Source organism: Aldersonia kunmingensis (assembly GCF_001646865.1).
Lineage (GTDB): Bacteria > Actinomycetota > Actinomycetes > Mycobacteriales > Mycobacteriaceae > Aldersonia > Aldersonia kunmingensis.
The window spans coordinates 1-9908 of the sequence record NZ_LRRB01000257.1 but is presented as its reverse complement, the minus strand read 5'-3'; the positions used below and the strand labels follow the sequence as shown (position 1 = coordinate 9908).

Sequence of the window (9908 nt, the reverse complement as noted above, 5' to 3'; positions counted from 1 at the left end):
GGGAGAACCGGACCATCGGCGGACGGGCCATATCGAAACCGGCCGCCTGATCCGCGGCAAGCAGCGCACGGGTCTGCTCGGCCCGTTCGGCCTCGGGCAGGTCCGTCAAATCCAGCTCACGCCAAGGCAACTCGACACGGTCGAGCACCAGCTGCACCATGACACCCGAGGAGTCCGCCACGAACGCGGTCCGCAGGTTCGCATACCGGTCGGTCAACGCCTGCGCCGCGTCGCGCAATCGTTCCGGATCGACGTAGCCGCCCAGGTGAAGGCTCGCCTGCGTGGTGTACACATCCACGCCGCCGGCCTCGGCGGTGAGCATGGCATGGAACAGCATGCCCGACTGCAATGGCGACAGCTGCCACACATCGGTCAGGTTGGAGTAGCGCTGCTCCCAGACATCGATGTCGCCCTGGCCGACGGCGACGAGCGGCAGATCGGACGGCGTGAGGCCACCGGCCTCCGGTGCCGCGCTGTGCGTTGCCAATCCGGCCAACGCCTCGCTCCACAGACCCGAGAGTTCCTGCACATCGGCACGGTCGATCACACCGGCCGCGAACGTGAATCCCGCACTGAGGACGTTGTCCCCGATCACGATCGCGTTGATGTCGATCACCGCACGCGCCGGAATGGTGGACTCGATCTCCGACGTCATCCCACCCAGCGCCGCCGTGAGTCCCCAACCGATATCGGCGAGCTCAGTCGGCACCTCGGTGCCGCCGACGCGGCCAAGGTAGTTGAAGCTGATCTGCCCGTGCGGCAACGCCTCGAGCACCTCGGCAGACTCTCCACCGAAGTGGCGCAGCAACCCGTAACCCATGCCGCGATCCGGGATGGCGAGAAGCTGCTCCTTGACGGCCTTTACCGCCTCACCAGCGGCGGGGCCACCATTGAAGGCATCAGCAAGGTCGATCCCGGCCAGATCCGTACGCACCGGGTAGGAACTGGTGAACCAGCCCACCGTGCGGGACAGGTCGGCACCCTGGATCAGGGTTTCCTCGCGACCGTGGCCCTCCATGCGCAGCAGCGCCGAGGATAGGTCGTGCCCCCTGTCGCGCCGCCACTTCACCAGCGCCATCGCCAACGCGGCCAGCAGCGCGTCGTTGACACTCGCCCGATACAGCTCGGGCAGATCGCGCAGCACCGGACCGGTTACCTCGGCCGGAATCTCGACCGTGACCCGCTCCATCGTGGACTCGATATCGATCACCGGATCCAACGCCCGCGAACCCACAAGCGGATCCTCGACGTCGAGCATGCCGCGCCAGAGCTCCAGCTCCGCCAGCCGGCTCGGTGTCACTGCCTCCTCGGCGAGGGCATGGGTCCAGCGACGCATCGAGGTACCCACCGGCGCCAACGCCACCGGCTGACCCGCCGTCAGCTGCGCCCACGCAATTGCCATGTCCGGCACAAGAATTCGCCACGAAACACCATCGACCACGAAGTGGTGACCCACGATGTACAGCAGACCGTGACGGTCCGGACCATCGCCGCTGTTGAAGTCGAACCACAGGAACCGCATCAACTCGCCGGACTGCGGATCCAGCTCACGCAGGGCCGCATCGGCGGCCTTCGACGCCACCGCGTTCAACTCGGCATCGTCGACATCCGCGGGCAACGGGATGTGCCGGATCCAGCCCGCCACGTCCACCGACCCGACCGGACGCGCCTCGAAGACCCACTCGCCGGTCTCGTCACGGTCCAGGGTGGCCCGCAGCATGTCGTGCTTATCCACCACCGCGGCAATGGATTTGGTCAACAAGTCGAGATCCATCGACGCCGGGACCTGCGCGGGTACCGACATGATGAACGTACGGTAATCGCCGCCGCCCTCGAGGAACCAGTGCATCATCGGCGTCACCGGCAGCCGGCCGACGCCCCCTCCGGGCAGCTCCTCCAGGCGCTGCGCAACCGCAGCGGTCCCGTCGTCGAACGCCGCGACCTCGGCCAAAGCCGCCACGGTCCGCTGCTCGAAAACATCACGCGGCGAGAACAGGATGCCCCGCGCACGGGCGCGCGAGACGAACTGGATCGAGACGATGCTGTCGCCACCGAGGGCGAAGAACGAATCATCGACACTGACCGACGCCAGACCGAGAACCTCGGCCATGACCTCGGCAATGCCCTGCTCCAGCGGCGTCGTGGCGGCGCGGAACTCCACCGACTCGAACACCGGCTCCGGCAGCGCCTTGCGATCGAGCTTGCCGATCGGGGTCAGTGGCACTTCCTCGATCACCACGAACGCCGACGGCACCATGTACGAGGGCAGCCCCTCGGCGACAAACGCCGCCAGGGCACCCGTGTCGATCACGGCACCCGGCGCTGGCTGCACATACGTCACCAGCAGAGTCGCACCCGACTCGAGCGTGTGTCCCATCGTCACCGCGAACTGCACCGACTCGTGTGACACCACGGCGCTATCGATCTCGCCGAGCTCGATGCGCAGGCCGCGCACCTTCACCTGGAAATCGCTGCGACCGACATACTCGAGCTCACCCGGACGCGTTCCCGACCACCGGACCACGTCGCCACTGCGATACATCCGCGCGCCCGGCGCGCCATACGGGTCAGCGACAAACCGCTCCGAGGACAGGCCCGGACGTTCGTGATACCCACGAGCAAGCGAACTACTCGACAGATACAGCTCTCCCGCAACACCTTCGGGTACCGGCTGCAAACGGGCATCGAGTACCCGTGCCGTCATGCCATGAATCGGGCCACCGATCGTGACTGGACCTTCCGGAGGAACAATTGCCGTCGTCGAGATGACCGTGCATTCGGTCGGACCATAGAAATTGGCGAACTGCTGCCCCGGACGATCCCACCGGCGCACCAAGGCACCAGGCAACGCCTCACCCGCCGAACCCACTGCTTTCAACTCCGGCACTGCATGCGGATCCACCGTCTCGAGCACCGCCGGTGTGACCACCGCATGAGTCACCGACTCGCGAGCCAACAGATCCGTCAGATCCTGACCACCGACGATATCGGCGGGCGAGATCACCAGCGTCGCGCCCCGCGGGAACGCCGACACCCACTCCAGCATCGACGCATCGAAACTCGGCGACGACACATGCAGATACCGCGAACCCGGTGCATCCCCGCCGTACAACTCGTGCAGCGTTGCCACCAACCCCGCGAGTCCGCCGTGCGTGACCGTCGCGCCCTTCGGGCGACCTGTCGAACCCGACGTGTAAATCATCCACGCCGCATTCGCCATACGCAGCCTGCCGAGCCGGTCCGCATCGCTCACCCGCGCCGCAGACACCGCATCCAGCATCGCGGCGGTCTCATCCGAGTCCAGCGCGAACCACTCCACGTCATTCGGAAGCCCCGACACCAAGCCCGACTCGGTAAGACCCACCACCGCAGCCGAATCGGTCAGCATGAAACTCACGCGATCCGCCGGATAACGCGGATCCACCGGCACAAACACACCACCGGCCTTGGCGACGGCCCAGACGGCCACCATCATCCGCGCCGAGCGCGCCAACGCCAACGCCACCCGCGTCTCCGGACCCACACCACGGCCGATCAACCAGCGCGCCAAACGATTCGACGCCGCATCCAGCTCGGCATACGACATCGACTCACCCTCGAACCGGATCGCCGTCACATCCGGCCACCGCGCGGCAGAGCTCTCGAAAACCTCGGGCAGGAGCATCAACTGCCCGACTGCGGTGCCACTGATTCCGGACAGACGGTCCCGCTCCGCACCATCCAGGATCGGGACGTCACCCACCAGCACACCGGGATCGACAGCAACCGCGCTGAGCACCCGGACCAATCGCTCACCGAAGTCGACCATCGTCGACTCATCGAACAGATCGGTGGCGTAGGCCAACGACCCCACCATGCCCGCGACCGAACCGTCCTCGGCGTAACTGTCGGCGAAAGTGACCTGAACGTCGAACTTCGCCGAGTCCAGACCGGCATCCAACCCGGCAACCGTCAGGCCCGGGAGCTCGAACCGCGTCGAGCCCAGGTTCTGGAACACCAACGCCACCTGGAACAACGGGTTCCGTGCCTGCGAACGGACGGGGTCGAGGATCTCGACCAGCCGCTCGAACGGCACATCCGCATGCCCGAACGCACCGAGGTCCGTTTCCCGCACGCCCGCAAGCAGATCCGCGAACGACTCGCCACCCTTGACGCCCGTACGCAGCACCAGGGTGTTGACGAACATTCCGACCAGATCGTCGAGCTCCCGCTCACCGCGACCCGCGATCGGTGTGCCGATGGCAATGTCATCGGTCCCCGACAACCGGGCGAGCAGCACCGCGAGTGCGGCGTGCACAACCATGAACAACGTCGCATCATGCGACCGGGCCACCTCGACCAGCGCCGCATGTAGCTCGGTCGACACGTCGAACCCTACGTTCGCACCCTGACCGGACGCGATCGCCGGCCGTGGCCGATCCGACGGCAGATCCAACTGATCCGGCACACCCGCCAGCTGACCGCTCCAATAGGCGATCTGCTGCGAGATCAGTGACGCCGGATCGTCCTCGGCACCGAGCACCTGCAACTGCCAGAGTGCGTAGTCGGCGTATTGCACCGGCAACGGCGCCCAACCCGGTACTTCACCCCGCGTGCGGGACTCGTAAGCCACCATCACATCCCGCGCCAACGGACCCACCGAGAACCCGTCCCCGGCGATGTGATGCACCACCACGACCAACACGAACTCGTCGGCGGTATCCGTGAGCCGGAACAACCGTCCCCGCACCGGCGCCCGCTCGGTCAAATCGGCGAAGCCGTGACCCACAAACCCGGCCACCTCGGCGAACACCTCGGCCTGCACCACCGGCACCGGTGACAGATCCAGCACCGCCTCGGAAGCAGGCAGCACCTGCTGGAAGCCGAGCCCGTCGATCTCGGGGTAGATGGTGCGTAGCGACTCGTGCCGCGCCACCACATCGGCCACCGCCAATTGCAGTGCAGCAGTGTCGAGTTGACCCGACAACCGGATCGCCATCGGAATGTTGTAGAGCGACGAGTCCGGATCCAACTGGTTCAGGAACCACATCCGCGACTGCGCCAACGACAGCGGGATGCGCTCCGGCCGCGGGCCTGCGACCAACGCGACACGGCCCTTACCGGTGTGCGATTCCACTGCTGCCGCAAGGCGTTCCACCGTCGGCGCCTCGAAGATCACGCGCACCGGCACCCTGGTGTCCAGCGCCGCACCGAGGCGAGCCACCACCTGTGTCGCCAGCACCGAGTTGCCACCCAGAGCGAAGAAGTCATCATCCAAACCGACCCGCTGCGCACCGAGAACATCGGCGAACACACCGGCCACGGTCTGCTCGATGGGCGTGGTCGGGGCACGGAACACCGCCGCCTCGAACACCGGCGCCGGCAATGCCTTGCGATCCAGCTTGCCCGACACGTTCAACGGGAACGCCTCGAGCACCATCACCGACTCGGGCACCATGTACGTGGGCAGCTGCGACTTGACCGCCGCCCGCAACACATCCACCGCTATATCGGTGCCCGCCACGCTCGGCACGACATAGGCCACCAGCCGGTCGCCCAGGTCGTCGGCCCGCACGAGTACAACGGCCTGACCCACCTGCTCCTGCGCCAGCAGTGCGGTCTCGATCTCCCCGAGCTCGATACGCTGGCCACGGAACTTCACCTGGAAATCGGTGCGCCCCACATACTCCAAGCCACCATCACGGCGCCACCGCACCAAGTCACCCGTGCGGTACATCGGCTCGCCGTCCCCGGCAAAGGGGTTGGCCACGAACCGGCCCGCGGTCAACCCGGCCCGAGCCTGATAACCACGCGCCAACGCGTCACCGGACAGATACAGCTCACCCGCCGCACCCACCGGCACCGGACGCAACCGTCCGTCGAGCACCAACCCCGACATCCCCGGAATCGGTGTACCGATCGTCACCGAACCATCCGCCTCGAGTTCGGCGTAGGAGGAAATGATCGTCGTCTCGGTCGGGCCGTAACCATTGAAGTACCGGCGACCCGGCGCCCACCGCGACACCAACTCCGGCGTCGAGACGTCACCACCGACCGACACCACCCCGAATTCGGGCAGCAACGCCGGATCCATCGTGGCCAGCACCGCCGGAGTGATGATCGAATGCGTGACCCGCTCCGCGGCCAGCAACTCGGTCAACTCGACCCCACCGATCACCGCGGCCGGCACGATCACCAGCGTCGCACCGTTGGAGAACCCCACCGTCCAGTCCAGCACCGACGGATCGAAACTCGGCGAACACACATGCAGGACGCGCGATTCCGCGGTCACCCCGTACAACCCGGTCGCATACTCGGTCAGACCGGGCAAACCGGCGTGGGTCACCGCGACACCCTTCGGGCGACCCGTCGAACCCGAGGTGTAGATCATGTACGCCGTATTCGACACCCGCACCGGCGCAACCCGATCCGCATCGGTCACCGGATCCGCAGAGAAACCGGCCAGCGCCTGGTCCGTGCCGGGCGCATCCAGCACCAGCCATGCCACCGCGCCGGGCAGACCATCGGCATACGCCGCACCCGTAATGCCCAGCACCGCAGCCGAATCAGCGAGCATGTACTCGATGCGATCGGCGGGATGCCCCGGATCCACCGGCACATACGCCGCACCGGTCTTGGCTACCGCCCACACCGCCAGCACCATGTTGTAAGACCGCGGCAACGCCAGGGCCACAATGTCTTCCGTGCCCACACCGCGGCCGATCAGCAGTCGCGCCAACCGGCTCGACGACTCGTCGAGCTCCCGGTAGGTGTACGACTGCCCCTCGTGCCGCACTGCCACCGCATCGGGCGACGATACGACCGACGCCGTCAAGAGTTCCGGCAACAAGCCGGCCGGCATCGCGCCTGCACCCGCCACACGGGTCAGTTCGGCAACCTCACCGGCGTCGAGGATTTCGATATCGCCCACCGCAATCTCGGTGTTGTCGACCACGGTCTGCAACACCCGCAGGAGCCGGCCGGCGAGCGTCTCGATCTCGGCGGTGTCGAAAACGGCCCGGTCGTGCTTGAAGCCGATCACGAGCTGGGCCCCGAGGTTGACCAGGAGCCCGAGCGGGTAGTGCGAGCCATCCAGCATGTCGACGCCGGTGACCTGCATTCCGTCGAGCGCGGAACCGGCCTCGCTCAACGCTTCCCGATCGATCGGGTACGACTCGAACACGAACAGCGTGTTGAATAACGCCGCCAGTCCGGCGGCCTGATGAATGTCGGTCAGGCCGATGTAGTGGTGCTCCAGCAGGTCGGCCTGCTCGGACTGCAACCGCTCCAGCAGCGCGGAAATCGTGGCGTCGGCATCGATGCGAACCCGGACCGGGATGGTGTTGATGAACAGACCGACCATCGACTCGACCCCGGCGACCTCCGCCGGGCGACCCGAAACAGTCGCACCGAACACCACGTCCGACGACCCCGTCATGCGGCCCAGCAGAATTGCCCAAGCCGCCTGCACCATCGTGTTGACGGTGACCCCGAGCCTGGCCGCCGTCGCGGACAACCGCGCCGTCTCGGCCTCGCTCAGTTCGACCCCGACCGTGCCGGTACCGGATTCGCCACCCTCACCCGCGGACTCGAGCAGTGTCGGTCCCTCGAGCCCGTCGAGTGCCTGCGCCCACGTCGCCAGCGAACGGTGGCGGTCCTGCGCGGCCAGCCACACCAGGAAGTTGCGGTACTCCCGCACCCGCGGCAGCACCGACAGATCGCCGCTGACCGCATAGAGCACCAACAGGTCCCGCATCAGCAGCGGCATCGACCAGCCGTCGAGCAGCACGTGGTGGGCCGTCACGCCCAGCTGCCACACGTCGTGGCCGGTGCGGATCAGGGTGAACCGCACAAGCGGCGGGCGGGTCGTATCGAACCCGTCGGACTGATCCGCGGCCAGCACCGCACGCGCCTGCTCGGCCCGCTCACCCTCGGGCAGACCGGTCAAATCCAGCTCACGCCAAGGCAACTCGACGCGCTCGAGCACCAACTGCACCATGGCACCCGAGGAATCATGGGTGAAGGCGGTCCGCAGGTTCGTGTACCGGTCGGTCAGTGCCTGGGCGGCGCCCTGCAACCGCTCCGGGTCGACGTAGCCACCGAGGTGCAAGCTCACCTGCGTCGTGTAGACATCCACACCGCCGGCGTCGGCCGTGAGCATCGCGTGGAACAACATGCCCGACTGCATCGGCGCCAGCTGCCACACGTCGGTCAGGTTCGGGTAGCGCTGCTCCCACACATCGATATCGCCCTGACCCACCGCCACCAGCGGCAGATCCGACGGCGTCAGGCCACCGGCATCCGGCGCCGCGCTGTGGCGCGCCAGGCCGGCCAGCGCCTTGCTCCACAGATCCGCGAGTTCGGCCACGTCCGCGCGGTCGATAACCCCACGCGGGAACGTGAATCCGGCTCCCAGCACACCATTGGCCCCGACGATCGCGTTGATATCGATCACGGCCTGCGCAGCAATGGTCGACTCGAGCTCCGATGTCAGCGCACCCAACGCCGCCGTCAGGCCCCAGCCGATATCGGCGAGCGCGGCCGGCACCTCGGTGCCACCGACTCGGCCCAGGTAGTTGAAGCTGACCTGCCCATGCGGCAGGCCGTCGAGCACCGCGCCCTCTGGATTGAAGTGGCGCAGCAGCCCGTAGCCCATGCCCCGATCGGGGATGGTGAGCAGTTGCTCCTTGACCGCCTTGATGACCTCACCCGCGGCGGGACCACCGGCAAACGCCTCGGCCACATCGATTCCCGCAAGCTCCGCGCGGACCGGGTAGGAGCTGGTGAACCAGCCCACCGTGCGCGACAGGTCTGCACCTGGGATCAGAGTTTCCTCGCGGCCGTGGCCTTCCATGCGGACAAGAGCCGACGAAAGGTCGATACCTCGGTTGCGCCGCCACGCCACCATCGCCATCGCGAGTGCCGCCAGCAGAGCGTCGTTGACGCTCGCGCGGTACAACTCCGGCAGATCGCGCAGCACGGCGTCGGCCACCTCGGCCGGGATTTCGATATCGACCCCGTCCAGGGTCGATCCGACATCGACCGTCGGATCCAGGGCTCGCGAACCCAGCAGCGGATCCTCGACGTCGAGGATTTCGCGCCACAACTCGAGCTCCGCGGATCGGCCCGGCGTCACCGCTTCCTCGGCCAGTGCGTGGGTCCAGCGGCGCATCGAGGTACCGACCGGCGCCAATGCCACCGGTTGACCCGCAGTCAACTGCGACCACGCGATCGCCATGTCCGGCACCAGAATTCGCCACGTCACGCCATCGACGACGAAATGGTGCCCGACGATGTAGAGCACGCCGTGCCGGTCCGCTCCTTCGAAGTCGAACCAGAGGAACCGCACCATGTCACCGGTCAACGGGTCCAGCTCACGCAGAGCCGAATCGGCAGCCTTCGATGCCACCGCATTCAACGCCACGTCATCGATATCGGCGGCCACCGGGTAATGACGGATCCACTCCGCCACGTCGACTGAACCCACCGGGCGCGCCTCGAATACCCACTCGCCGTTCCCGTCGCGGGTCAGGGCGGCCCGCAGCATGTCGTGCTGATCCACCACCGCGGCGATCGTTGCCCGCAGCAGTTCAGCGTCCATGGACGCCGGAACCTGTACCGGCACCGCCTGATTGAACGTGCGATAGTCGCCGCCACCGGCGAGGAAGGACGCCATCACCGGCGTCAACGGCAGGGTGCCGACACCCCCACCGGGCAGCTCGGCGAGCTCCACCACAGTTGTACCGTCGTCGAACACCGCGACGTCGGCCAGTCCGGCCACCGTCCGCTGCTCGAACACGTCACGCGGGGTGAACCTGATCCCCCGCGCCCGCGCCCGGGACACGAACTGGATCGACACGATGCTGTCGCCGCCGAGAGCGAAGAACGAATCATCGACACTGACCGACTCGAGACCGAGGACCTCGGCC

1 protein-coding gene is annotated in these 9908 nt (G+C 66.9%); it reads right to left on the bottom strand.

Features of this window, described 5'->3' with window-relative positions:
* The coding region (locus A8G08_RS20455; protein WP_157108693.1) for a non-ribosomal peptide synthetase at positions 1-9908 on the bottom strand (9908 nt) is incomplete at both ends.